This window comes from Streptomyces sp. NPDC058664 (genome assembly GCF_042716635.1).
Taxonomy (GTDB): Bacteria; Actinomycetota; Actinomycetes; order Streptomycetales; family Streptomycetaceae; genus Streptomyces.
On record NZ_JBHXRW010000062.1, the window covers coordinates 22,257 to 44,928 of the forward strand.

Consider the following 22,672-nt stretch of genomic DNA (forward strand, 5'->3'; position numbering starts at 1 on the left):
AACCCACGTCGCTTCCGGCGGCCGAACACTTGATCATTTGTCGATCACCGGCTGAAAGATCTCGGAGAACTCGCCATTCTCGATCAGTCCGGCGATCACGTCGGTCATGCTGTCGATGCCCGGATCCCTGACGATCAGGCCGTCCGAGACCCAAAAGTACCGGCCCCCGAGGGCCTCGTCGGTCCCTGCCCAGAGTTTCATCAGGCGCTCGACTTCCGCGACGGTGAACACGGTCGCGGTCCAACGAGACCCATCCTCCAGAGTCACGAAGACATCGACGTTGCAGACCTCGTCCAAGTCCTCGCCGTCGCTGGGCAGGAACGACGCCTCGAAACCCTCCATACGGACCCGATACCAGGGCTCGTCCCACCCTCGCTCGATCGGTTCAGACGATGTGCTGTGGCTCATCGCGCGAGTGTCCCTGGTCAGGACATCGATCTCAACCGAGATCCCTGCCGCCTCTGCGCGGCCATCGCCGACCGGATCACCTTCCGCTGCACGCTGATCCAGACCGGCACCGAGTCCTACCGCTACCAGACCACCCAGGAATCCCTCTTCCCCACCGCGGACTAGGGAGTCTCCTTCGAGTCTCGTGGTCGGTTGAGCCGAGTAGAACCACATGGATGATCATTGGGGCGTGAACACTGATTATTGGGCGGTCCTCGAAGACTCCGAGAGGGACCAGTGGCGGTATGCCCCATTCCAGACCATTGGGCCATTGGCCTTTGGAATGAGTCAGGAGGACGCCATAGCCGCCATGGCAGGGCAGGGCTTCACTGCGAAGCAGCACAACATGGGGAGCTGGCACCTGACAGGCCGCACGGAATGGCGAGTCGAGTTCTTCAAGCCGCAGCCGGCCTGGAGTCGGCCAGCAGTGAAGTGCTACTTCGTCGAAGGCGCTGGACTGACGTGCGTGCTGGTGGATGGACGGCTCGGTCCACAGGTCACTCACGAGGGGATCCGTCTGATCGGCCGGGTTCCGTCGGAGCTTCTGGAGGACATGGAGTCCTATGCGGACCGGCACGACGTGGGGCTCCGGTCGACCGGAGGCGGCGAGCTGGTCGTCGACGGCTTCGAGATTGAGTTGGGCGCACAGCGTGCCGGCGACACTGTGGTGACCTGGGCACTCTTCTGCAATCCGGGAGAGATCGCGGGCACCTCTTGGGACATTGCCCCCGCAGAAGTCTGGCACCACTGGTAGTACGCCTGACCGCAAGCCCAACCTGGCTCCTGCCACCAACAACGCGGAGGGCTGGACCCACAGGGTCCAGCCCTCCGCCATGACAGGGGCAAGGCCCTGGCCGCGACTTGTCAGGGAGGCGACCCGGGCCCGCGACAACCAAGTTATCGACACCCCGGTCCCGGTCCCGGCGGACACTCCGCCCGGCCCCGTCCGGTCACCCGATCAGTGGCTCCCGATCCCGCCGAAGTGGCTCCCAAACTCACCGAAGAACACCCGCATCGGGCGAGTACACCACCGCCACGAACGGCCTATCCCCGACTCTGGTTCATACCGAAGCAGTGACTATCGCATGATCCGACAAAATCACTGCGGGGCATGTGAGGTTGCGGGTGGGGCGGAAAGCGACGTCACCCTGTCTCGTCCCAGGATGTCTGGTCTTCATGGTCGCGTGTGCTTCCACTGCCGTTTCCGTGCGCCTGGGCACATTCGGTTCGCGACGGCACGCCGGAAGCATGTCGAAACGACGTCCGTATCCGAGTGATCTGTCCGATGCCCGCTGGGAGTTGATCGAGCCGGTCCTGTCCGCATGGCGTCTCGAGTGCCGGCGCAAGGCCCTGCACTTCGGCCGGCCGCCCGAGCACGATCTGCGCGACATCATGGACGCGATCTTGTGCGTCGACCGGACCGGGGTTCCGTGGCGCTACCTCCCGCACGACTTCCCGCACTGGAACACCGTCTACGGCTACTTCGCCACATGGGCCGACGAGGGCGTGTTCGCCCAGCCAGGCGGCTTACTGCGGCAGCTGCCGCGTGAGAAGGAGGGCCGGAACGGCGAGCCGTCGGCTTGTGTGATCGACGCGCAGAACGTCAAGACCTCCACCAGTGTTCCAGCCTCGAGTCAGGGCATCGACGCCGGAAAGAAGATCATTGGTCGGAAGCGGAGCATCGTCACCGACACCCTCGGCCTCCTGCTTACCGTACTGGTCACCGCGGCGAGCATGCAGGACTCCGCCGCCGGCACCGCGCTGCTCGACCAGGTCGCCGTGGATCATCCCGGCGTCCGCGAGGTGCGGGTCGACGGCGGTTACCGCCAGCACCTTGTCGAGCATGCCGCCACCCTCGGCATCGACATGGAGATCACCGCCCGAAAGCCCGGGACCAGGGGATTCACCCCGATCCCGAAGCGATGGGCGGTGGAGCGGACCTACGGCTGGCTCATGCTGAACCGCCGTCTGGCACGCGACTACGAAACCCTGTCCACCCGCTCCGAAGCCCTGACCCACCTCGCCATGACCGGCCTCCTGGCCCGCCGCCTCACCAGTGAGAACACCATCTCCTGGCGCGAGCCGAAAAAGACCACAGAACACCCGATCTCAGGATGAAAGATCGGACGAAAACGACCTCTGAGGACCCGTCGGGACGGAACCGTAGATGCGGTCGCCAAGGCGAGCTCCGACCCCTCCGGGCATGTCATCGCGTCGGGTGATTCTGCGGTCGCCTCAGGTGGATGACACGTCGGACGCCTTCGACGACGAGACCGGTTCCGGCCATGACGGCGAAGATCGAGTAGGGCACCGTGGTGATGACGTCGGCCAGGTAGAGCGCGAGAAGCGCCACACCGGCCGCGATGGCTCCGTACGCCGTCCATTTGTTCACGATGGTTCCTTACGGGAGTGATTGCGGGGGTGAAAGGGAGGCAGGGACACACGGTCCCTGCCTCCGGCACGGAATCAGTTCATGGTCCGCCAGAGCCGCATGTTCCTGTAGGAACGCCAGCCGCGGTACGTCTTGATCCGCGAGTACCTCGAGCCGGAGAACTTACCCGACCTGCCCACCTTGATGGCGTTGGTCCAGGTACGGCCGAAGAAGCCTCCTGCGGCGCCCCATCCGGCTGCCGTGGCGGTGCCCCTCCAGGTCTTTCTTCCCGAGGTGCCCCAGTAGCCCATGGCTCCGACAGCCGCTCCGGCCGCTAGTCCGCAGACGATGGACACACCGCAGCCCAGAGCCGCCGCCGCAGTGACGCCGATGGCACCGACCTTCCAGACGGTGCGCCAGCCGCCCCAGCGTACGAACCGGCTGTTGCGCACCTTCCTCCACTTCTTCTTGAACCAGCCCCACTTACCGTCGAGGTCGTAACGGTTGAGCGGGTCGGCGGTGACGTACTCGTAGGCGTTGGCGTTCCCGCCGTACACCGGGTCGACGGAGAGGAAGCGGCCGGTGGTGGGGTTGTAGAGACGAACGCCCATGAGGGTGAGACCGGTGAGGGTCTCGGCGGAGCGCTGCTTGGCGCCGAGCCAGTTGTAGCGGGTGGCTGCCTGATCGGGGCGGGGGTTGCCGTACTCGTCGAAGTCCAGGGCGACGGGGGCCTCGGAGGTGTCCAGCGGGAGCTGGAGGGCCACGTCACCGTGGATGCTGGTGAGCTGAAGGACCGTCTCACCGGTCTTGGTGGTGGTGGCGGCGAGATCGCCGCCGGCGGACTCGACGTTCCGGGTCAGCGCACCGGTGGCGGTGTCCTCGACGATCCAGCGGGGGTTGTCGCCGTCGCTGTCGTAGTGGTTGATTTTGGACGCCGTCTGGGTCCAGGTGGAGCCGCCGCCGGTCTCGGTTTTGAACGAGCGGAAGCGGTGTGCGGCGTCCAGCTGCCACGTCTGGCGGCGGCCGTTCGCGGTCTGCTGGTAGGCCAGGTCGTTGGCGTAGTAGCTGATCGTGCCGTGGCCGGGGGCCGCCGTGGTCCTGCCGAAGGCGTCGTAGACGTATGCGGTGTCGACGAGCCGGTCGGCGCTGTCGTAGGTGTGGCTGACGGTGGTGCCGCCGGCGGCAGGGCAGTCGGTACCGGGCGTGCCGGTCTCGCTCGTGAGGCTCTTGCGGTTGGTGCGGTTGTCGAAGACGTAGGTCCGCCTGGTGCAGACGGTGTCGGCGGTGTCCTGGACGGTGGTCAAGCGGCCGGTCGCGTCGTAGCCGTACTTCTGGTCGGACCAGCTGGCGTGGGTGACGACCTGGCCGTGGACGGACTCGGTGACCGTGTCGGAGTAGACGGCCACTCCGTCGCTGTCGCGGGTGTAGGTGCGCTTCAGCGCGGAGCCGGTGGTGTCCTCGGTCTGCATGAGGGTGTAGCCGCCCGGCAGCCTCTCCGAGCTGACGGAGCCGTTGGCGTCGTACGTGGCCTGGAAGGTGCCGGCGATCGAGTCGGTGGTCCTGGTGGCCAGGCCGCGCGGCTCGACGGTGTGGTCGTAGGTATAGGTGACGGTCGACGGCACGCTGTCGGTGACCTTGACCGGGCGGTCCAGCAGGTCGTACTCGGTGGTCGTGACGCCGCCGTCGGCGTCGGTGTAGCCGGTCTGGCGGCCGAGCTTGTCGAAGACCTTGGTCAGGGTGCCGCCCGTCGGGGAGACCGTCCTGACCGCGCGGCCGGTCGCCGGGTCGTACTCGGTGCTCGACTCGGGGACCGCCTGGCCGGTGCCGCCGGTGACTGTCACCTTGGAGGCACGGCCCGCGGGGTCGTAGGTCGTGGTGGTGGTCCGGGTGACGCCGTTCGCGGTCTCGGAGACCTTCGCCGGGCCGCCCCACCAGTTGTACTCGGTGGTGGCGGTCGGCATCTGTGCCGGGTTGGAGCCGCCGCCGGTGACGGTACCCGCCGGCCCGGTGGAGCAGACCTGGTCGGCCCATTCCGGGCGCCCCTGACAGGCTCCCGTGCCCGTGGCGGACCAGTACGTGGTCACTCGGGTGCCCGCGTCGGTGCCGGTGGCCCCGGGCAGCCGCTGCTTGACGACCTGGCCCTGGGCGTTGTAATCGGTGGTCTCGGTGATTGCGAGACCACCAGGGTCCTTGACGGTCTGGGTGGGCAGGCCCTTGGCCCAGTCGTAGACCGTCTGCGTCACCCGGGACTCACCCCGGACGGTCGGGTGCTCACGGACCTGGGCGCCCGTGGTGACCTTGGTGACCTGGTCCCTGACCTTGGCGGTGCCGTCCGTGGGACGGCCCGTGTCGTACTCGTTGGCCGTCCACGTGCGAGCGGTCACCGACGTGCCGGAAGGCACCAGCACGGTGGTTCCGGACTTCAGATCTGTGGTCAGTTCGATCCGGCGCAGCGGGCCGAACTCCTCCAGCTCGCGAGTGCCTGTCTCGTTGTAGAGGGAGCGGGTGGCGAGCAGGTCGGCACGTTCTGCGCCGGTGAGCTGGCCGATGCCGAGTTCGGCCTGGGCCGCCTTGTTGGTGGGGGTGATGCCGAGAGCGAGGGCGCGGTTGCCGGCCGTCAGTTCTCGCACGGTGTTGCCGAAGCGGTCGTACTCGGTGGTGGAGATGTGCCCGCCCGGAGCGGCCGTGTTGACCGACCGTCCGGAGACACCCATGTACGTGATGTCGGCGCGCGCGTACGAGGCGGCGGTCAGCCCCGCCCCGTCGTGGGTGGCGGGAACCGAATCAGCCGGGAAGACGGCGGTCGCGTCGGTCGGGGCGTCCAACTGGCCCCATGCCTTCACGTCCGCGGTACCCATCTTGTGGGGGGCGGCGGTCCCGGTGAGTGCCACGTCGTAGACCACGGAGGTGGCGGCCGTACCGGACTCGACGTCCTTGGTGCCCTGTTGCAGCCCCGAGCGGGTCGCCTTGAGCAGCATGCCCTCGCCGGCGGTGGCCGCGTTGCCGGCCTTGCCGTAGGTGAAGGACCACGGCAGTTCACCGGGCGGGGTCAGTGCGGTGACCCGGCCCGCCGTGTCGTAGACGTACCCGGTCTTCAGCGCCGGGCTGATTTGAGGGTTCCACGCCTGAGTCAGCCGGCCGGCCGCGTCGTAGGCGTATGTCTGCACGGCCTTGGAGCTGGCCGATGCCGCAGCGGGCTCGGTGGACCACAGGCGGATCTCTTTTACCTGGCCGGCGAAGTCACCGGGGGCGAGGTCCGTGGCTGTGGTGGAGGTGGCGTAGACGAACTCCAGTGCACGGCAGCCCTTGGTCGACGGAGACGCGGTGCAGGCGGCGGCGCTTGTGGCGGACGAGGGCGCGATGATCCGCTTGGGGCGGGCCAGCTTCTTCCCGTCCGAGGTCACCGTTTCGGAGACCACGGTCGTGGTGGAGTCGGCGAGCCCGTCCAGCAGCGTGGAGGAGACCTGCCAGGTCGTCGCGGCCGCGTCGGGCTTCGTGAACGCGGTGACGGTTCCCTCGGTGTCGGCGAGGGTGAAGGAGCCGGTCACAGCGCCGGCCAGGGTCAGGTCCTCCGAGCCGGGCTCGGGAATCCATCCGGTCCTTGCCGCGTTCGCCGTGAAGAAGGTCTCCTCGCCCTCGGAGTCGACCACGGCGACGGCGGTGTCGGAGGTCCGGCGGATGTGGGAGTAGTCCGACTGGGTCGCCTCGGCGACGGTTCCGGAGACCCACTCCTTACCGAAGATCGGCGCCTGGCCCTCCTGCTCGGCGCCCTTGCCAGGGGTGCGGGAGGAAGCGGTGCGGGAGACCGAGAGGCCGAAGGCGGACGCGTCTTCGGCGGACAGCGTGTAGTCGCCTGTCAGCAGGTTGACCGAACCGGGTCCGATCTCGTCGGTGGCCGCGCCGCTCGCCGCGCGGTCGACGATGACGGACAGTGGTTGGGTCGAGCCGGAGCCGCCGGGGCCGGTGAAGTCGGCCTTGATCTGGACGGTGCCGTCGGGGTCGACCGTTTCGGTGGCGTTCCAGACCAGGGGAGCGTTCCTGCCACCCGTCATGGGGACCGGCCATGCGCTCAGTGGTGTGCCGCTGGAGGTCACCTGTCCGGCGGGGATCCGCACCCAGGTGTCGGCTTCGGAGCGCCGCCAGGAGAAGGAGACCTTGTCGTACTTGCCGCCGTCGGCCTCGGCGACCAGCGGCAGACGGCGTGCGGTGCGCTCGCCTTCGCTGGGCTGGACGAACCCGCCGGGCCCGGCGTGGAAGTCGTACTCGATCGCCTCGGACTTGTTGTCCGCCTTGTCGACGGACCGGACCTGCAGCGTGTGCGTGCCGTCCTTCGGCGGAGTGACGGAGATCGTCTTGGCTCCGCTCACGCCGCCGGTGGCTATCTTGTTCCAGGCCACGCCGTCCAGGGACCACTCGAGCCAGTTGTGGTCGCCGGCAGGCGGCGTCACGCTGAACGTACCCCCCTGCCCTGCGCCCTTGACCCAGGCAGCAGACGGGTAGTCGGTCGACGTGACGCCGGTCGGGGCCGAGGGGGCGGAGGTGTCGACCGTGAAGGTCTTCCACGCCGACCAGCCCAGGTTGTAGTGGGCTCCGTCGTACGGGGAGGTGCGGAACTTGTACGTCTTGCCGTTGGTCAGCACACCGGCAGGCACGGTCACGGAGGCGACCTGTCCGGAGTTCACCCACGGGGAGACGATGACGTCGCCGACCTGCGCGTTGGTGGCGGAGTCGAAGATCTGGAAGGTGCCGTTGACCTTGTCACCGTTGGCGTCGACGAAGGTGTCCCGCAGCGTCGGGGTGATCGTGTTGACCACGTAGGCGCCGCTGTAGGAGAAGTACGGTGGGCCTGCTTCCTGCTTGGTGCCGGTGCGCGGCCGGTAGTTGTAGGTGACGGTCAGCTTCGGAACGTTCGAGGCGGCGTTGGCGGAGTTGACCCGCTTCCACTCCTTGATGTCGTTCTCGTCCGTGGCCTTCAGTCCCATGCCGGCGTGGGACCACTTGTTGTTCGCCCAGTGCTGGACCAGGTCGGTGACGTCGGCGTTGATCCACCCGTCGGGCTGCGTGGAGCAGCCCGCGTTTCCCTTGGTCTGGGTGGAGGTGGCCATCTTGGTCACCATGGCCGGCCGGTTCGTCCAGCGAGAGGCGGTGGAGGCGTTGTTCGCCGTCCACACCTCCCACGGCTGGGCGGTGCAGTCGGTGTTGCCGGAGTGGAAGTTCCACAGGCTCAGGGTGGCGCTGGAGACCAGGGCGTCGGAGACCGGCGCGGTGTTCCAGGTGATGTACGACTGGGCGATGCGGTAGGTGCCGTCGCCGTTCTTCGTCCCCGGGTTTCCGAGGTCCAGTTCGACGTCGTTGGACCAGTCGACGGTCTCGCCCTGCTGGACGTAGGTGTCGAACAGGTTCCCCAGAGCCGAGGTCGAAGGGTCGACGGTGACCGGGTATCGGGTGGCCGGGTCGGCGAGGAAGGCCGTGTCCGGAGTGATGACCAGATCGACGCCGCCCTTGGTCTTGGCGACCTTCATCGCGACCTTGGAGCGGTGGGTGTGCTCACCGGAGACCTTGTCGACGGTGGCGTCCCACATCACCGGGGCCGGCATCGTCGCGGTCTTCTCCGACTTCTTGTCCGTGAACAGCACACTGCCGTCGGCCTGCTGCTCGACCTTCAGACCCTTGGTCTTCAGCGGCAGCGTGTAGGAGAAGCCGTCGGTGGAGGGCCTCTGCTTGAGCTCGACGAACTGCTCGAAACCCGTACGGGTGGCCTCGACCACCACATCGGCGCCGGGCACCGCGTTCACGTAGGTGGCGCGCGTGCCGTCCAGCTGCGGCGCGGGCAGCCCGCCCCGCCACTGCAGGGTGATCTGCTCGTCTCCCTGGCCGAGCGTGACCAGATCAGTGGCGGCGGCGGTCTGGGCCGCGCGCAGAGAACGCGCGGGCACGCCGGTCTTCCCGGCCAGGGTCAGACCTTCGGGATGTGCCTTGGCCGCGACCGAGCCGTCGGTGCGGGTGACCAGGTCGACGTCGACGTCGCGCCAGTCACCCGTGGCGGAGTCCTGGAAACGCACCGGTCCGGCAGCCAGTTCGGTGGTGAGGGAACCGTCCTTGTTGGCCCAGGTGGTCGACGTCTCGGTCCGCTCGGAGAGAACCTCGACCCTCGTACCGGACAGCTTCGCGGCCACGCGCGCCGACACGATGTCGGCCGCCTGGGTCGCCACCTCCTGCCGCGGCTCGATCGTGGGTGCCTGCTGGGGTTGAGCCACTGCTGAGCTGCCGGCGTCCAGCAAGGTGATGGCCATGGTCAAGACGAGGCTGCTCGCTATGAAGCGGACTCTTCGCTCGGACCACGGCCGTCCGCGCCCACCAGGCACAGATGCGTGAATCATCATGATTCCTCAGTCTCTTGGCTTCTGACGCACCGTCTTGCGATGCGCCCGTGAACGCATCGAAGGAGGAGAGAGGGAAGAGGCCATGAAAGTCACCCGAACTCAGGGCAAAGGTTACCGATCTTCGAGTGACCTTCTTCCACCGTGACGAGGAGCCCCCTGGAAGCCGGTTTCTCCGCACTGCCGACGGCTTCCGCTTCCTGCGCGCGGCAGGGGCGGCGAGATCAGCCAGGTGCGGGCAGCGACGACCGACGGAGCGCCGGAATCCAGGCGGATCGTTCCTGCGGGGCCTGGCTCATGCTCCGCGGGCGTCCCTGTCGTCGGGGCGCCCGTCGAGTGCCGCCAGCCCCTCGCTCCAACGGGCACGGCGCTCGGTCTCCTGCTGGTCCCACCAGGGTGTGCCGCGCTCCCCGAGAGCGACCTTCGCCGCGTGCACCCGGGCCCGGGCGGCACGTTCGGCCGCCGTGTCCTGGGCGCGTCGTGGCGTGGCCACGGCACGACGCGCGGCCATGAGGTGGGACCGCAGCCGTGCGGCGGCGTCCTCGGGCACATCGGGGTCCGTGGCCCGCCAGCGTCGGCCGTTGATGATCACATACCGTCCATCGGGGGTACGGGCGGGCTTTCGCGCGTCAGCCGTCACCTTTACCACCCTGGCAGACGTGCGGCGCCGTGCCACTTCGGCCGAAGAGACCCCGAGGGCCGGGGACCGCCGGCCTGGCGCGTTCCCGGCGACGCGGCACGGCATGATGGAGGTATGCGCTCTCGGCCTGTGCTCGTCTATGACGGGGACTGCGGGTTCTGCACGACGGCGGCGAGCTTCGCCGAACGACGTGTGCGGCCCCGCTGCGACATCGTTCCGTGGCAGTTCACGGACCTCGACGTCTGGCTGGGGACCTGCCAAGATGCCCTCGTCGACGACGCCGCCGACTTCAATGGCGGCCTCCTGTACTTCCACTCTCCACGCCACACCGAAGCACTCAACACCGCTACCCGGGTGTTCGACTCAACGAGAACAGCGAGCGCATCGAACTCACTCTCGACACCCTTCCGCAGGACGGATGCCGTGGTGATGACCGTACCCCTTCAGCCCCGCCCACGGACCGGTGATACATCTGGCAGGAACTCCGTCCGGCCTGCTCGCCCTCACCGTCCAGCGCACCCGGCGCGACAGCGACGGAGTCCGCCGCATCGTCCTCGAACGAGGCAAACGCTTCCGGGACAAGCACGTAGACCTCCTGGCCAGCACACCGGCCACCCCTGCTGCCCTTGAAGCCATCCTGAACGAGGGCCGCAAAGGAGACCGCAGCTTCATCCTCGGCGCCCCCACGCGCACATGAAGCGCCGTCAAGGCATGCTTCGCCGACAACGCCTGGCCTCGGGCCATCGACCTCGCACGCCCCGGAGCCATCACCGTGCGCCGCGAAGTCACCGAAGACCGCACCCTCGGTGCCCCCATCCGCTGGCGCCTCACGACCGCCGGGCGCGGACAGGCACGTCTGTACCGCGAGGGACGCGAAGCCAGCCACGAGCACAGCACCACCACGCCGGTACGCGCCCGCTACAAGATCCAGGACATCGACGAGCTCCCCGCCGGCGTAGACCCGGACGACCCCCAACGCCTTGACGACGCCCTCATACGAGAACTGAACCGCACCGTGCCCTCACCGAAACGCACCGCCGTCCTTGCCGCGCTCACCCATGGCATCGGAGCCGGAAAACGTCACGCCAGCCCTGGGGCCTTCTCCCTCGCACACACGCAACTCCAAAACGCGGGATGACGCCCTCCGGATCCTCCGCGAATCAGGCATTCCCACCGCCCTGGCCGAGGCGGCCGGCCTACGCGGCCAAAGCCGCCTCGGCCTTGCAGGTCCCACCACAGTCCGTGTAGGCGGTCGCTACAGCCCCTCGACGCTCTCGGAGGCGTTCCCCTGTCGGCGGCCACCGCTGACCTGCGATTCGACCCGCGCAGCAGAAACCTGACTTTCGTCGAGAATCCGCAAGCCACCGAGGCTCTGAACGACGCGCTCGCCCCAAGCGGCGAACCGCCCGCGATCCCGTATCACCCCGGCATGCCGAGCCGCGACATCCTCAAGCACACCGCCCTCGCTGGCCAGGCAGCACGCATAGCTATCGCCCCAGACGCAGACCTCGACGGAACCCGGATCGCCACCACCGCGCCCGAACCACCTCCGCCCAGCTTCGCGCGTGGCGACGCAGCCTCACAGCGCGACATCTCGAGGACGACCCACACCACCGACAGAAGCACGCTATCCGCGTTTGCACTTATAGCGCGTCTGCAATTATTGTGACAGCACATAAGCAGCCCACTCAAGCACACACGGAAGGATGGAGCCATGCCGCTCGCGCTCCTCGCTCTAGCAGTCGGGGCCTTCGGGGTCGGAACGACTGAGTTCGTCGTCATGGGGCTACTGCCCGAGATCGCCGCCGACTACGGCGTCTCCATCCCGACCGCAGGCCTGCTGGTCACCGGCTACGCGCTCGGCGTCGTCGTCGGCGCTCCGCTGCTGACCGTTCTCGGGACCAAGGTCAGCCGCAAGCGGATGCTGATGCTGCTGATGGGCCTGTTCGTGCTCGGCAACCTGCTGTCCGCGCTCGCGCCGAGCTTCGGGACGATGCTGACCGGCCGCGTGATCGCCTCGCTCGCCCACGGGTCGTTCTTCGGCATCGGGTCGGTCGTGGCCGCCGAGCTGGTCGCGCCGGAGAAGAAGGCCGGCGCCATCGCCACCATGTTCACCGGACTGACCGTCGCCAACGTCGTCGGCGTGCCGCTCGGCACCTTCATCGGGCAGGCCGTGGGCTGGCGCACCACGTTCGCCGTCGTCGCCGCGCTCGGCGTCGTCGGACTGCTCGGCATCGCCAGGCTCGTCCCCTCCCTGCCCCGCCCCGAGGGAGCCCGTCTGCGCGGCGAGCTGAAGGCCTTCCGCAACCCGCAGGTGCTGCTCGCGATGGCCATGACCGTGCTCGGCTTCGGCGGCGTCTTCGCCGCGATCACCTACATCGCGCCGATGATGACGCACGCCGCGGGCTACTCCGACGGCGCCGTGACCTGGCTGCTCGTGTTGTTCGGCGTCGGCATGTTCCTCGGCAACCTGCTCGGCGGGCGCTTCGCCGACCGCGCGCTGATGCCCCTGCTGTACGCGGCCCTCGGCGGCCTGACGGTCGTCCTCGCGCTGTTCACCGTGACCGCGCACGACAAGGTCCTCGGCGCGATCACCGTCTTCCTCGTCGGCGCGCTGGGCTTCGCCACCGTGCCCCCGCTCCAGAAGCGCGTCCTCGACCAGGCCCACGGCGCTCCGACCCTGGCCTCCGCCGTCAACATCGGCGCCTTCAACCTCGGCAACGCCCTCGCCGCCTGGCTCGGCGGCCTCGTGATCTCCGCCGGCCTCGGCTACACCGCCCCCAACTGGGTCGGCGCCGCCCTCGCCGCCGCCGCGCTGCTCCTCGCCCTCTGGGCGGCGGCGCTGGAGCGCCGGGCCCCCGGAGCGGTGGCACCGGCCGAGCGGCCGCTCGCCGCCGTCGCCGGCCGCCGCTGACACCCCCGTCGTACGACACGACGCGCTCACCCGACCCGTACCGAAGAGGAAGCAGTCCCCCCATGTCCCACGTCCCCACCGTCACCCTCAACAACGGCGTGAAGATCCCGCAGCTCGGCTTCGGTGTCTTCCAGGTGTCCGACGAGGAGACCACCGCCGCCGTCGGACACGCGCTCCGGGCCGGCTACCGCTCCATCGACACCGCCGCGATCTACGGCAACGAGGCCGGGGTCGGCCGGGCCCTCGCCGCCTCCGGCATCGCCCGCGACGAGCTGTTCGTCACCACCAAGCTGTGGAACGCCGACCAGGGGTACGACTCCACCCTGCGGGCCTTCGACGACAGCCTCGCCAAGCTGGGCCTCGACCACGTCGACCTGTACCTCATCCACTGGCCCGCGCCCGCGCGTGACCTGTACGTCGACTCCTGGCGCGCCCTCGAGAAGCTGGTCGCCGACGGGCGCGTCCGTGCCGCCGGTGTCTCCAACTTCCGGCCCGCGCACCTCCAGAGGCTCCTCGACGGCAGCGATCTGGTGCCGGCCGTCAACCAGATCGAGCTCCACCCGGCGTTCCAGCAGCGGGAGCTCCGCGCCCTGCACGCCGACCGCTCCATCGCCACCGAGGCGTGGAGCCCGCTCGCCCAGGGCGCCGTCCTCGCCGACCCGGCGCTCGCGGAGGTCGCCGCGCGGCACGGGAAGTCCCCCGCGCAGGTGGTGCTGCGCTGGCACCTCCAGCTCGGGAACATCGTGATCCCGAAGTCCGTCACCCCCGAACGCATCCGCGAGAACATCGACGTCTTCGACTTCGCGCTCTCCGCCGAGGAGATGGACACGCTCGGCGGGCTCGACCGCGGGCTGCGCACCGGGCCGGACCCCGACACGCTCGACTGAGCCCCCGTGCCGGGCCCGTCCGTCGGACCTGTCAGCCCCGTCAGCCCCGTACGCGGCGCAGGGCGCCGTCCGCGCGGAGGTCGGCGAGGGTGGGGTAGCCGTCGACGGCCATGATCAGGTCGGCCTCGGCGAGGAGCGACCGGAGGACGTGGACGACGCCGTCCGTGCCGCCGAGGGCGAGCCCGTACGCGTACGGGCGGCCGACGCCCACCGCCGTGGCCCCGAGGGCGAGGGCCTTGACGACGTCGGCGCCGGTGCGGACGCCGGAGTCGAAGAGGACGGGCAGCCCGTCGGCGGCGGCGACCACCTCCGGCAGGGCGTCCAGGGCGGGCAGGCCGCCGTTGGCCTGACGGCCGCCGTGGTTGGAGCAGTAGACGCCGTCCACACCGCCGTCCCTGGCGCGGCGGACGTCCTCCGGGTGACAGATGCCCTTGAGGACGATCGGCAGGTCGGTGAGCGAGCGCAGCCAGGCGAGGTCGTCCCAGACCAGCGGCTTTCCGAAGACGCCCGCCCACTCCAGGACGGCGGCGCGCGGGTCCTCCTCCGGGGGCTTGGCGAGACGGGCCCTGAAGACGGGGTCGGAGGTGTAGTTCGCGAGCGCGTGGCCGCGCAGCTGGGGGAAGTTGCTGGTGGCGAGGTCGCGCGGGCGCCAGCCGGTGATCCAGGTGTCGAGCGTGACGACGATGCCGCGGAACCCGGCCGCCTCTGCCCGGTGCACGAGGCTTTCGGCGAGGGCCCGGTCGGTGGGCGTGTAGAGCTGGAAGAAGCCGGGCGTGCCGCCGCACGCGGCGGCGACGTCCTCCATCGGGTCCACGGAGAGCGTGGAGGCGATCATCGGTACGCCGGTGCGCGCGGCGGCGCGGGCGGTCGCGAGGTCGCCGTGGCCGTCCTGGGCGCAGAGGCCTATCACCCCGACCGGCGCCATGAACAGCGGGGACGGCAGTTTCAGCCCGAACAGGTCGACGGACGGGTCGCGGTGGGCGGCGCCGACCATCATGCGGGGCACGAGCCCCCAGTTCCGGAAGGCGGTGACGTTGGCCTCCTGGGTGTGCTCGTCGCCCGCGCCGCCCGCCACGTAGGACCACAGCGAGGACGGGAGCGCCGCCCGTGCCTTCGCCTCCAGTTCGGCGAAGGTCATCGGCAGCGGGGGCAGCACCCCGAAGAGCCCGTCGAAGTAGATCTCGTGCTGGTAGTCGCCGTAGTGCTGGGGCATGGGGTGGCCGGTCCCTTCCGGTTCCTGTCGGCTCCCTCGGCGCGCTCTCGTCGCCCCGGGGTGGTGGCGCCCCCATCGTGCCCGCCACGCGCGCGCGTGACCATGCCGCTGTCATGGTCCGTCCGTCGGATCCGCCGGACGGACCCGACAGATGGATCCGACGGACGGATTCGACGGACGGATCCGCCGGATCCTAGGAACGCGTCGCGGTCCTGCACCCGCCGTCCGCGGTCCCGGTCCCCGCGGCGATCGCCGTACTGCGGTCGTACGGGTCGACGGTGTCACCGTCGACCGTGCCGGCGCCCGACCGGTCGGTGCCGAACTCCGGGGTGAAGTAGCCGGTGTGGTTGTCGCAGCCGCCGTTGGTCATGTCGACCTTGTACGAGACGAGGGAGAAGGTGCCGGGCTCGGTGATGATCTTCGAGGGGTCGTCCCAGTTCAGCACCACCTCGCGCCGCACGATCGTGCGCACGACCTCGTCACCGCCGCCCGCCGGTGCGACCGGGTACACGTAGGTGACGTCGGTGGTGACCTGGAGAGCGCCGCGCTCGCCCTCCCGGTAGGTGATCCGGCCCCGCGTCTTGACGACGTCGCCGACCACGCGCGCGCGTGACGTCTCGAACCGGCTGAAGAGCAGGAGCGGGTCGTTCTCCTCGGTCGGTGCGCGGAACGCGGCGGCCAGATAGTCCTTGACGTCCCGCTGGTGCGGGTTGATCAGGGCGATCGCCTTCGTGGGGCGCTCGCCGCCCAGTACGGCCGGGTCCAGGCTGGACGCGGCGAGGAAGTCCCGGGTCTGCCGGAGGGCCTGTTCCACCTGCCGGGTGTTCATCCAGCCGGTGGCCTTGGCGGCCGGGACGGTGATCCCGGCCGTTCCGTCCGCCCAGCGTGCGGCGGGCGAGCCCCTGAACGGCTCGTCGAGCGTGGGGCGTCGGGCCGGCTCGACGGGCGGCGCCCCGGCGGGCCGCTCCGCCTCCTGGGCGAGCGGGGGCCCCTGCCGTCCTTCCCCGTCGGAGGAGCCGATCATCTGCCACGGGTCGAGCGCCACGACGAGCAGGCCCACCGCGGCGAGCAGGCCCACCGCGTACCAGCCCTTCCTCCGCCGGGGCCGGGGCGGCGTGTACGTACGCCATCCCTCGGCCTCCGCGGGGGCTTCCCGCAGCCGGTCCGCCACGACCCGGGCCCGCGCCGAAGGTTCCTTGGGCGCGTCCGCCACGCCCTCGACCGAGTCGCGCAGGAACCGCTCCCACACGTCGTCCGGCACGGACGAACCGTCCTTCTCCCCACCCGCGTTCACACCGCACTCCTCGCGTCACGCACCGATTCGCCCCCTCCCCAGGGGCCCCCGCATGATCGCACAGCGGCCCGTGGACGGCCCGCCCAGGTCAGACCCCTTGTCCCAGGGCGGGGCCCTGGGACGGCGGTCGTCAGCCCGCGGTCGGGATCCAGCCGTCGAGCCAGTGCGCGGTGTCCTGGGTGGCGGCCTGCGCGTCCGTCAGATGGGGGCGGTCCGGGTGGGAGGGGCCGGATCCGGGGCCCGTGTTGCGGTACTCGGCGAAGCGGTCGTCCTTCCAGGAGAAGCCGCTCATGTCGGTCCAGGGCGTGGGCTTGACGGCGGCGCCGAGGACGCTGTCACGGACGGTCGTCTGCGGGTCGAGGGTGGCGTCGCCCCCGGCGTGCCAGGGCCTGCCGAGGAAGAAGCTTCCCGCGGTGACGTCGCCGTTCACGGTGGAGCGGGTGATGAGGAAGCCCTTGCGGCCGGCGGGGGTGCTCGGTGCCGTGACGTACCCGGCGGACGTGCCGTCCCAGCGCTTCTTCAGGGTGAGGACGGACCTGTCGATCACGGCCGTGGCGCGGCCGAAGACGAAGTCGACGTTGCCGGTCACGTACGAGTTGGTGACGTACACCCGGCCGGTCCTGTCCTTCGCGGCGGTGTCGAGGAGGAGGGTGTCCTGGTCTCCGGTGATGATGACGCCGTCGAGGAACACCCGGTCGGCGGCGGTGCGCAGGGCGACGGCCTGGTGGCCGTTCAGGTTCCTGTTCGCCGCCTCGTCGAAGTCGTTGGAGACGGTGAGGTTGCGTGCCTGGAAGTCGTCGGCCTCGACGGCGACGGTGGCGCTGCCGCCCGTTCCGTACGTCCCCGAGCCGTCGGGCCTGGTCATGCCGGAGGCGTGGCCCTCGACGATGACGGTGTCCTTGCGGCTGCTACCGGTGCCTTCGATGGTGACGTGGGGCTTGTTCGAGGGGACCTTGACCGTCTCGCGGTAGACGCCGGGCGCGACCCGGATCACGACGCGGGAGGTGTTGCCGGCCGGTACGGCGTCGACGGCCTTCTGCACGCTGGTGAACCGGCCGCTGCCGTCCTTCGCCACGGTCAGGACGGTGGCGGCGGCGGTCGGCGCCGGAGTGGTGCCGAGGGAGGAGCGCGGGCCGGCACCGGACTTGAGCAGCGCGGGCACGGCGGCCGCCGGGTCGAGGGCGTACGGGTAGTGGGCCTTCGGGTCGAACGCCGTGCCGCCGCTCTCGTTGCGGCCGGTGGTGCCGGAGAAGACGTTGCCGCGCTGGACGAGGGCGGCGGTGGGGTCCTTGATGACGGGGTTGTTCACGCCCTGGAAGACGCTGTTCTCGAGGACCATCCGCGTCCTGCCGCGCGCGTAGTTCCCGTAGGACGAGGTGATGCCCGTACCCGCGTCGTCCTGGAGCAGGTTGTTGTAGAGGTGGGCGTGGGCGACGTTGTCGGTGGAGGGGTTGCGCTGCTCGGTCTCGCGGAACCAGTTGTGGTGGATCGTGAGGTCGGCGGTGGCGTTGTCCGTCCAGCCGATGCCGAAGGTCTTGTTGTTGTTGCCCAGTCTGTTCCAGGACACGGTGACGTACGTCGTGTCCTTACGGCTGTCGATGAGGCCGTCGGCCATGTGCCGCAGGTCGTTGTGGTCGATCCACACGTGGTGGGCGCCGTCCATCTGGACGGCGTCGAAGTCGTGTTCCTTGTCGTTCCAGACGCCTTGGTAGGTGTCACGGATCGTCAGGTTCCGGATGATCACGTTGTGGACGCCGGGGCCGAGGAAGAAACCGCCGCCGATGATGTGGCCCGAGGTGCCGGAGCCGATGACCGTCTTGTCGGAGGCGACCCTGATCTCCTTGCCCGTGGGGTTCACGGTGATCGTCCCGGCCACGACGATGACGTACGGCTCGGGCGCGGCCGCGTACTTCTCCAGTTCGGCCAGGGTCCTGACCGTGACCGTCTTCCCGTCGCGCCCGCCGTACGTCCCCTTCTGTCCGAGCGCGTCGACCGAGGCGAAGCCGTCGGCGACGGCGCGGGCCCACGCGGGCGCGGGGGTGTCCGCGGCCTTCGCCTCGGGTCGGGCGTCCGTGCCGAACACGCCGAAGGCCGTGCCGTACGCCAGGACCCCCGCGGCGGCGAGCGCCGTCGGGACCCCGGTCACCAGTGCCTTTCGGCGCCTGCGGTGCCTCGCCCTGCCTCGGGTCTCCGTCATGTCGTGCGTCCTTCCGTCCGTGGGGGTGCCCGCCCCGGAAAAGGGCGGGCGGACGGTGGTCGCCGCCGCGGGGGAAAAGGTTGCCGCCGTACGCGAAGTGTCAGGCGTACGGGTCGAAGGGGATGCCGGACGGTTTGGCCTTGGCCAGGTGGGCGGCGAAGTTGCCGTCCTTCAGGCCGAAGACCGCGCTGCCGAAGTCGGCCGCGCCGAGCTTGTCGCGCAGTCCTGCCGGGTAGCCGTTCCAGCCGACCAGACTCGGGAACTGCCAGGTGTGCTGGTGGTTCTCCGGCGGTTCGTCGTTGGTGTTCGCCGGGCGGAAGCAGTGCGTGCCGATGCCGTCCTTGTGGTAGACGATCTTCGGGTGGGTGCCGTCCCAGCGGATGCGGTCCCGGCCGTTGACGGCGAAGCCGCCGTGGGCGGACGTGGAGACGTACCGCGCCTGGTCGTTCTGCACCCACACGACGACGTGCTCCCAGTCGTGCCGGTGTCCCCCGAGGCCGCTGCCGGCCACCGCCTGGTCCTTCTCGAAGTACAGGCCGTAGAGGATCGCGCACCAGCCGTTGTTGCACTTCGCGCGGGAGTAGCCGTTGGTCTGGGTGAGGTCCCAGGAGTCACGGCACTGGCCGTTGAGGGCGCCGGAGGGGTTGAGGCCGCCGTTGACGGTGCTGTCGGGCCCGATCGCGGGTGTGGGGTAGCAGCCGTCGGTGTCGTAGTCGTAGGCCGGCTGGAACGTCCGCTCCAGGTTGTCGGCGTCGGCGGGCAGCGCGGGGGGCGGTGCGGCGAGGGCGCTGGTCGGGAGGGCGATGATCAGGGTGAGGGCGCCGGCGAGGGCGAGGGCGCCCCGGGTGGCGTACGCCTGTGTCTTCACTGTGTCCCCTGGGTCGGACGGCATGATGCGACAGGCGTCATCTTGACATGAACAGCTCACCATTTGTGGGGTCCGGACGTGAACTCAGCGCGTCGCCGCGGCGACCAGCCGCCCCACCTCCTCGACCGAGACGGTTCCCCCGTGCACGAGACGGTCGAAGACCAGACCGTCCACGCAGGTCAGCAAGGTGACGGTCCGTTCGTCGGCGTCCGCGAGGCCGCGCGCGGCCAGGAAGTCCCGGACGATCCGCCGGGCCGCGTTGTCGCGCGGAACGAGGATCTCCCGCAACTCGGGGTGATGCACGCTCTCCAGGGCGCAGGCGTAGCGCGCGAGGGAGCGGCGCCGCCCGTCCCCGGTGAGCCGCCGCCCGACGAAGGCCGCGAGCGCCGCGGCGAGTTCTCGCGCGTCCCGGAGCTCCGGGACGCGCTCCCCCGCCTCGCGGAGCTCCGCCTGGTCGAGGGCGACCAGACGCTGGACGAGAGCCGTGAGCAGCGCCTGCCGGGTGCGGTAGTACGCGGACGTGGTGCCGGGCGGCAGATCGGCGGCCCGGTCCACCGCGCGGTGGGTGAGCCCCCGCATGCCGTGCTCGGCGAGGACGTCGATGGCGGTGTCGGCGAGGAGGGTGCGTCGGGTGGCGGGCATCCCCCTTTTCTACACCTGTAGAGGTCGGGTGTACGTTCATGGAGCACGGGCTTCTACAGATGTAGAAGCACGGGCTTCTGCCTCTGCAGAAGCCCGGATCGCCCCACGGAGGGACCGGACATGACCGGGAGAGCACTGGTGGTCGGCGGCGGCATCGGGGGACTGGCCGCCGCGATCGGACTGCACAGGATCGGCTGGGAGGTGACCGTCCTCGAACGCGCCGCCGCCCTCGACGACGCGGGCGCGGGCATCTCCCTGCACGCCAACGGCATGCGCGCCCTGGACGCCCTCGGTGTCGGCGAGGCCGTACGCCGAGCCGCACGCCCCCAGTGCACCGGGGGCACCCGCGTGCCGAGCGGCGGATGGCTGGCCCGGATGGACGGGGTCGCGCTCGAGCGCGCGCTCGGCACCCCGATCGTCGGCATTCCGCGCGCCGCACTGCACCGGCTCCTGCGGGCGGCGCTCCCCGCCGGGTGCGTGGTCGTCGGGGCCGAGGTGACGTCGGTGGACCGGTCCGACCCGCGCCGGGTACGCGTATCCGCCGGGAACGGAGGCGGGAACGAAGACGGCGGCGGGTTCGCCGAAGGGGCCGGCGGCGGAGAGGGACCCACGGACGGGGACGGACGCGAGCGCGGCGGCCCGGACCGGCACGGCGTGCGGGAAGCGGATCTCGTCGTGGCCGCCGACGGCGTGAACAGCCGCCTTCGCGCCCTGCTGTTCCCCGGCCACCCCGGCCCCGTCCACAGCGGGTCCACCGTGCTGCGCGCGATCACCGACTCCGCCGTCCCCCTGGAGTCCGACTTCGAGCTGACGTGGGGCCGGGGGGCCGAGTTCGGGCACATCGCGCTCGCCGACGGGCGCGCCGAGTGGCATGCCGTGCTCAACTCCCCTCCAGGCGTGCGCCACGCGGACGCCCCGTCCGAGACGCGTCGCCGCTTCGGGGACTGGCACCACCCGATCCCCGCGCTGCTCGCCGCCACCCGACCCGGCACCGTGCTGCACCACGACATCCACGAACTCGCGACTCCGCTGCCGTCCTTCGTCGCGGGCCGGATCGCCCTGCTCGGGGACGCGGCCCACGCCATGACCCCGAACCTCGGCCAGGGCGCCTGCCAGGCGCTGGAGGACGCGGTGACACTGGCCGCCGCGCTCGCCGCCGGGCCCACCCCCTCGCCCACCACGACATCCACCACCGCGTTCGACATCGACGCGGCGCTGGCCCGCTACGACGCCGAGCGACGCCCCCGCAGCCAGTCCGTGGCCCGCGCCGCGCGCCGGGCAGGCCGCCTGGGCCAGCAGCTCGCCCACCCCGTCGCCGTCGCCGTGCGCAACGCCGCGCTCAGGGCGGCTCCGTCGGGAGCGACGCTCCGCGCGATCCTGCGGCACGCCGACTGGACCCCGCCGCGCCCGATCCAGCCGCGCCCGACTCCAAATGAATAGACGATACGGTTCGTCTCGCTTAAGGTGGTGGTCATGACCACCACCGCGTCCCCCGCGCACATCGCCATGTTCTCCATCGCCGCCCACGGCCACGTGAACCCCAGCCTGGAGGTCGTCCGGGAGCTCGTCGCCCGGGGCCACCGCGTCAGCTACGCCATCCCCGCCTCCTTCGCCGAGAAGGTCGCGGAGACCGGGGCCACGCCCGTCGTCTACACCTCGACCCTGCCGACCGACGACGACCCCGACGCCTGGGGCACCGAACTGATCGACCACATCGAACCGTTCCTCCACGACGCCGTGCAGGCCCTGCCCCAGCTCGCCGAGGCCTTCGACGCGGACCGGCCGGACCTCGTGCTCCACGACATCACCGCGTACCCGGCCCCCGTCCTCGCGCACACCTGGGGCGTCCCCGCCCTCTCCCTGTGGCCGAACCTCGTGCCGTGGGAGGGGTACGAGGAGGAGGTCGCCGAGCCGATGTTCGCCGAGCTCAAGGCCTCGCCGCGCGGCAAGGCGTACTACGCGCGGTTCGAGTCCTGGCTCACCGAGCACGGCGTCGACACCCACCCGGACCGGCTCGTCGCACGCCCGCGCCGCGCGCTCGTGCTCATCCCGAGGGCGCTCCAGCCGCACGCCGACCGGGTCGACGAGTCCGTCTACACCTTCGTCGGCTCCTGCCAGGGCGAGCGCGCCGAGCAGGGCGGGTGGCAGCGGCCGGCGGACGCGGAGAAGGTGGTCCTGGTCTCGCTCGGTTCCGCCTTCACCAAGCTGCCCGGCTTCTACCGGGACTGCGTCGAGGCCTTCGCCGGGCTCCCGGGCTGGCACGTCGTCCTGCAGATCGGGAAGTTCGTCGAGGCCGCGGAGCTCGGCGCCCTGCCGCCGAACGTCGAAGTGCACTCCTGGGTGCCCCAGTTGGCGATCCTGCGGCAGGCCGACGCGTTCGTGACCCACGCGGGCGCCGGCGGCAGCCAGGAGGGCCTCGCCACCGCCACCCCCATGGTGGCCGTGCCGCAGGCCACCGACCAGTTCGGGAACGCCGACATGCTCCAGTCCCTGGGGGTGGCGCGACACCTGCCGCTGGAGGAGGTCACGCCCGAGCGACTGCGGGAGGACATGCTCGCCCTGCTCGGCGACCCCGAAGTGGCCCGCCGCGCACGGGAGGTCCAGGAGTCGATGGCCCGCGAGGGCGGGACCCTCCGGGCCACCGACCTGATCGAGGCCGAACTCACGGGGTCCTGACGGGGACGGCGCGTGACCGGTGGGCGCGAGGGCACGGCGCGGCCCGTCACCCCTTCACCGACGGCCCGGGGGGGCCGTGCCGCGCCGCCGGGGACGGCCGCCAGCCGCCCCGGCCGCCCGGTCACCCGGTGCCCGGCCCCCCG

18 protein-coding genes and 1 pseudogene are annotated in these 22,672 nt (G+C 70.4%); 10 read left to right on the forward strand and 9 right to left on the reverse strand.

The window, feature by feature from the left end; genetic code table 11:
- Positions 1 to 33: 33 nt before the first annotated feature.
- The gene (locus ACFWUY_RS34095; protein WP_384118985.1) at positions 34 to 408 is read right to left on the reverse strand and encodes a hypothetical protein; all 375 of its coding nucleotides are present in this window, start codon (positions 406 to 408) and stop codon (positions 34 to 36) included.
- Between ACFWUY_RS34095 and ACFWUY_RS34100 the strand changes: the two genes are divergently transcribed.
- The 3 genes from ACFWUY_RS34100 to ACFWUY_RS34110 all read left to right on the forward strand — a co-directional run bounded on the left by ACFWUY_RS34100 (position 400) and on the right by ACFWUY_RS34110 (position 2,565).
- The gene (locus ACFWUY_RS34100) at positions 400 to 573 is read left to right on the forward strand and encodes a hypothetical protein (protein ID WP_384118987.1); all 174 of its coding nucleotides are present in this window, start codon (positions 400 to 402) and stop codon (positions 571 to 573) included. The genes ACFWUY_RS34095 and ACFWUY_RS34100 overlap by 9 nt on opposite strands.
- 64 nt (positions 574 to 637) lie before the next feature.
- Positions 638 to 1,201, forward strand: coding sequence for a hypothetical protein (locus tag ACFWUY_RS34105; RefSeq protein ID WP_384118989.1), 564 nt, complete (start codon positions 638 to 640; stop codon positions 1,199 to 1,201).
- Between the two features lie 494 nt (positions 1,202 to 1,695).
- Positions 1,696 to 2,565 carry an IS5 family transposase gene (locus ACFWUY_RS34110; RefSeq protein ID WP_384119027.1) on the forward strand — a complete coding sequence of 290 codons (870 nt, stop codon included), beginning with the start codon at positions 1,696 to 1,698 and terminating at the stop codon, positions 2,563 to 2,565.
- An 88-nt stretch (positions 2,566 to 2,653) separates the two neighbouring features.
- Here the strand turns inward: ACFWUY_RS34110 and ACFWUY_RS34115 are convergent, their stop codons facing one another.
- The 3 genes from ACFWUY_RS34115 to ACFWUY_RS34125 all read right to left on the reverse strand — a co-directional run bounded on the left by ACFWUY_RS34115 (position 2,654) and on the right by ACFWUY_RS34125 (position 9,790).
- Entirely contained in the window at positions 2,654 to 2,839 is a 186-nt protein-coding gene (locus ACFWUY_RS34115) for a hypothetical protein (protein WP_384118991.1), read from the reverse strand.
- Positions 2,840 to 2,913: 74 nt separating this feature from the next.
- Positions 2,914 to 9,111, reverse strand: coding sequence for a DNRLRE domain-containing protein (locus ACFWUY_RS34120; protein WP_384118993.1), 6,198 nt, complete (start codon positions 9,109 to 9,111; stop codon positions 2,914 to 2,916).
- A gap of 382 nt (positions 9,112 to 9,493) precedes the next feature.
- The gene (locus ACFWUY_RS34125; RefSeq protein ID WP_384118997.1) at positions 9,494 to 9,790 is read right to left on the reverse strand and encodes a hypothetical protein; all 297 of its coding nucleotides are present in this window, start codon (positions 9,788 to 9,790) and stop codon (positions 9,494 to 9,496) included.
- A gap of 162 nt (positions 9,791 to 9,952) precedes the next feature.
- Between ACFWUY_RS34125 and ACFWUY_RS34130 the strand changes: the two are divergent.
- The 5 genes and pseudogenes from ACFWUY_RS34130 to ACFWUY_RS34150 all read left to right on the forward strand — a co-directional run.
- A pseudogene (locus ACFWUY_RS34130) lies at positions 9,953 to 10,078 on the forward strand (DUF393 domain-containing protein); the annotation flags it as partial.
- Positions 10,079 to 10,301: 223 nt separating this feature from the next.
- Positions 10,302 to 10,535 carry a hypothetical protein gene (locus ACFWUY_RS34135; protein ID WP_384119029.1) on the forward strand — a complete coding sequence of 78 codons (234 nt, stop codon included), beginning with the start codon at positions 10,302 to 10,304 and terminating at the stop codon, positions 10,533 to 10,535.
- A gap of 75 nt (positions 10,536 to 10,610) precedes the next feature.
- Positions 10,611 to 10,976, forward strand: coding sequence for a hypothetical protein (locus ACFWUY_RS34140; protein WP_384118999.1), 366 nt, complete (start codon positions 10,611 to 10,613; stop codon positions 10,974 to 10,976).
- Positions 10,977 to 11,552: 576 nt separating this feature from the next.
- The gene (locus ACFWUY_RS34145) at positions 11,553 to 12,752 is read left to right on the forward strand and encodes an MFS transporter (protein ID WP_384119002.1); all 1,200 of its coding nucleotides are present in this window, start codon (positions 11,553 to 11,555) and stop codon (positions 12,750 to 12,752) included.
- A gap of 62 nt (positions 12,753 to 12,814) precedes the next feature.
- Positions 12,815 to 13,639: an aldo/keto reductase gene (locus ACFWUY_RS34150; RefSeq protein ID WP_384119005.1), complete on the forward strand. Its 825-nt coding sequence runs from the start codon at positions 12,815 to 12,817 to the stop codon at positions 13,637 to 13,639.
- Between the two features lie 40 nt (positions 13,640 to 13,679).
- Here ACFWUY_RS34150 and ACFWUY_RS34155 read toward each other — a convergent pair whose 3' ends face one another.
- The 5 genes from ACFWUY_RS34155 to ACFWUY_RS34175 form a co-directional block, all read right to left on the reverse strand.
- Positions 13,680 to 14,852, reverse strand: coding sequence for an alpha-hydroxy-acid oxidizing protein (locus tag ACFWUY_RS34155; RefSeq protein ID WP_384119008.1), 1,173 nt, complete (start codon positions 14,850 to 14,852; stop codon positions 13,680 to 13,682).
- Positions 14,853 to 15,045: 193 nt separating this feature from the next.
- Positions 15,046 to 16,146 carry a hypothetical protein gene (locus ACFWUY_RS34160; protein ID WP_384119010.1) on the reverse strand — a complete coding sequence of 367 codons (1,101 nt, stop codon included), beginning with the start codon at positions 16,144 to 16,146 and terminating at the stop codon, positions 15,046 to 15,048.
- A 130-nt stretch (positions 16,147 to 16,276) separates the two neighbouring features.
- Positions 16,277 to 18,343, reverse strand: a complete 2,067-nt coding sequence (locus ACFWUY_RS34165) for a pectinesterase family protein (RefSeq protein WP_384119012.1) — start codon at positions 18,341 to 18,343, stop codon at positions 16,277 to 16,279.
- Positions 18,344 to 18,443: 100 nt separating this feature from the next.
- Complete coding sequence (locus ACFWUY_RS34170; RefSeq protein WP_384119014.1) at positions 18,444 to 19,211, reverse strand: NPP1 family protein; 768 nt, start codon at positions 19,209 to 19,211, stop codon at positions 18,444 to 18,446.
- A gap of 84 nt (positions 19,212 to 19,295) precedes the next feature.
- Entirely contained in the window at positions 19,296 to 19,853 is a 558-nt protein-coding gene (locus tag ACFWUY_RS34175; RefSeq protein WP_384119015.1) for a TetR/AcrR family transcriptional regulator, read from the reverse strand.
- A 120-nt stretch (positions 19,854 to 19,973) separates the two neighbouring features.
- Between ACFWUY_RS34175 and ACFWUY_RS34180 the strand changes: the two genes are divergently transcribed.
- Positions 19,974 to 21,293: an FAD-dependent monooxygenase gene (locus tag ACFWUY_RS34180; protein WP_384119017.1), complete on the forward strand. Its 1,320-nt coding sequence runs from the start codon at positions 19,974 to 19,976 to the stop codon at positions 21,291 to 21,293.
- Between the two features lie 33 nt (positions 21,294 to 21,326).
- On the forward strand, positions 21,327 to 22,529 hold the full coding sequence (mgt, locus tag ACFWUY_RS34185) for a macrolide-inactivating glycosyltransferase (RefSeq protein WP_384119020.1): 1,203 nt from the start codon (positions 21,327 to 21,329) through the stop codon (positions 22,527 to 22,529).
- The last annotated feature ends 143 nt before the right edge of the window (positions 22,530 to 22,672 follow it).

Coding starts and splice junctions, on each gene's coding strand:
- ACFWUY_RS34175 (WP_384119015.1), bottom strand. CDS start 19,853: ATGCCCGCCACCCGACGCACCCTCCTCGCCGACACCGCCATCGACGTC.
- ACFWUY_RS34095 (WP_384118985.1), bottom strand. CDS start 408: ATGAGCCACAGCACATCGTCTGAACCGATCGAGCGAGGGTGGGACGAG.
- mgt (WP_384119020.1), top strand. CDS start 21,327: ATGACCACCACCGCGTCCCCCGCGCACATCGCCATGTTCTCCATCGCC.
- ACFWUY_RS34180 (WP_384119017.1), top strand. CDS start 19,974: ATGACCGGGAGAGCACTGGTGGTCGGCGGCGGCATCGGGGGACTGGCC.
- ACFWUY_RS34165 (WP_384119012.1), bottom strand. CDS start 18,343: ATGACGGAGACCCGAGGCAGGGCGAGGCACCGCAGGCGCCGAAAGGCA.
- ACFWUY_RS34150 (WP_384119005.1), top strand. CDS start 12,815: ATGTCCCACGTCCCCACCGTCACCCTCAACAACGGCGTGAAGATCCCG.
- ACFWUY_RS34120 (WP_384118993.1), bottom strand. CDS start 9,111: ATGGCCATCACCTTGCTGGACGCCGGCAGCTCAGCAGTGGCTCAACCC.
- ACFWUY_RS34145 (WP_384119002.1), top strand. CDS start 11,553: ATGCCGCTCGCGCTCCTCGCTCTAGCAGTCGGGGCCTTCGGGGTCGGA.
- ACFWUY_RS34155 (WP_384119008.1), bottom strand. CDS start 14,852: ATGCCCCAGCACTACGGCGACTACCAGCACGAGATCTACTTCGACGGG.
- ACFWUY_RS34110 (WP_384119027.1), top strand. CDS start 1,696: ATGTCGAAACGACGTCCGTATCCGAGTGATCTGTCCGATGCCCGCTGG.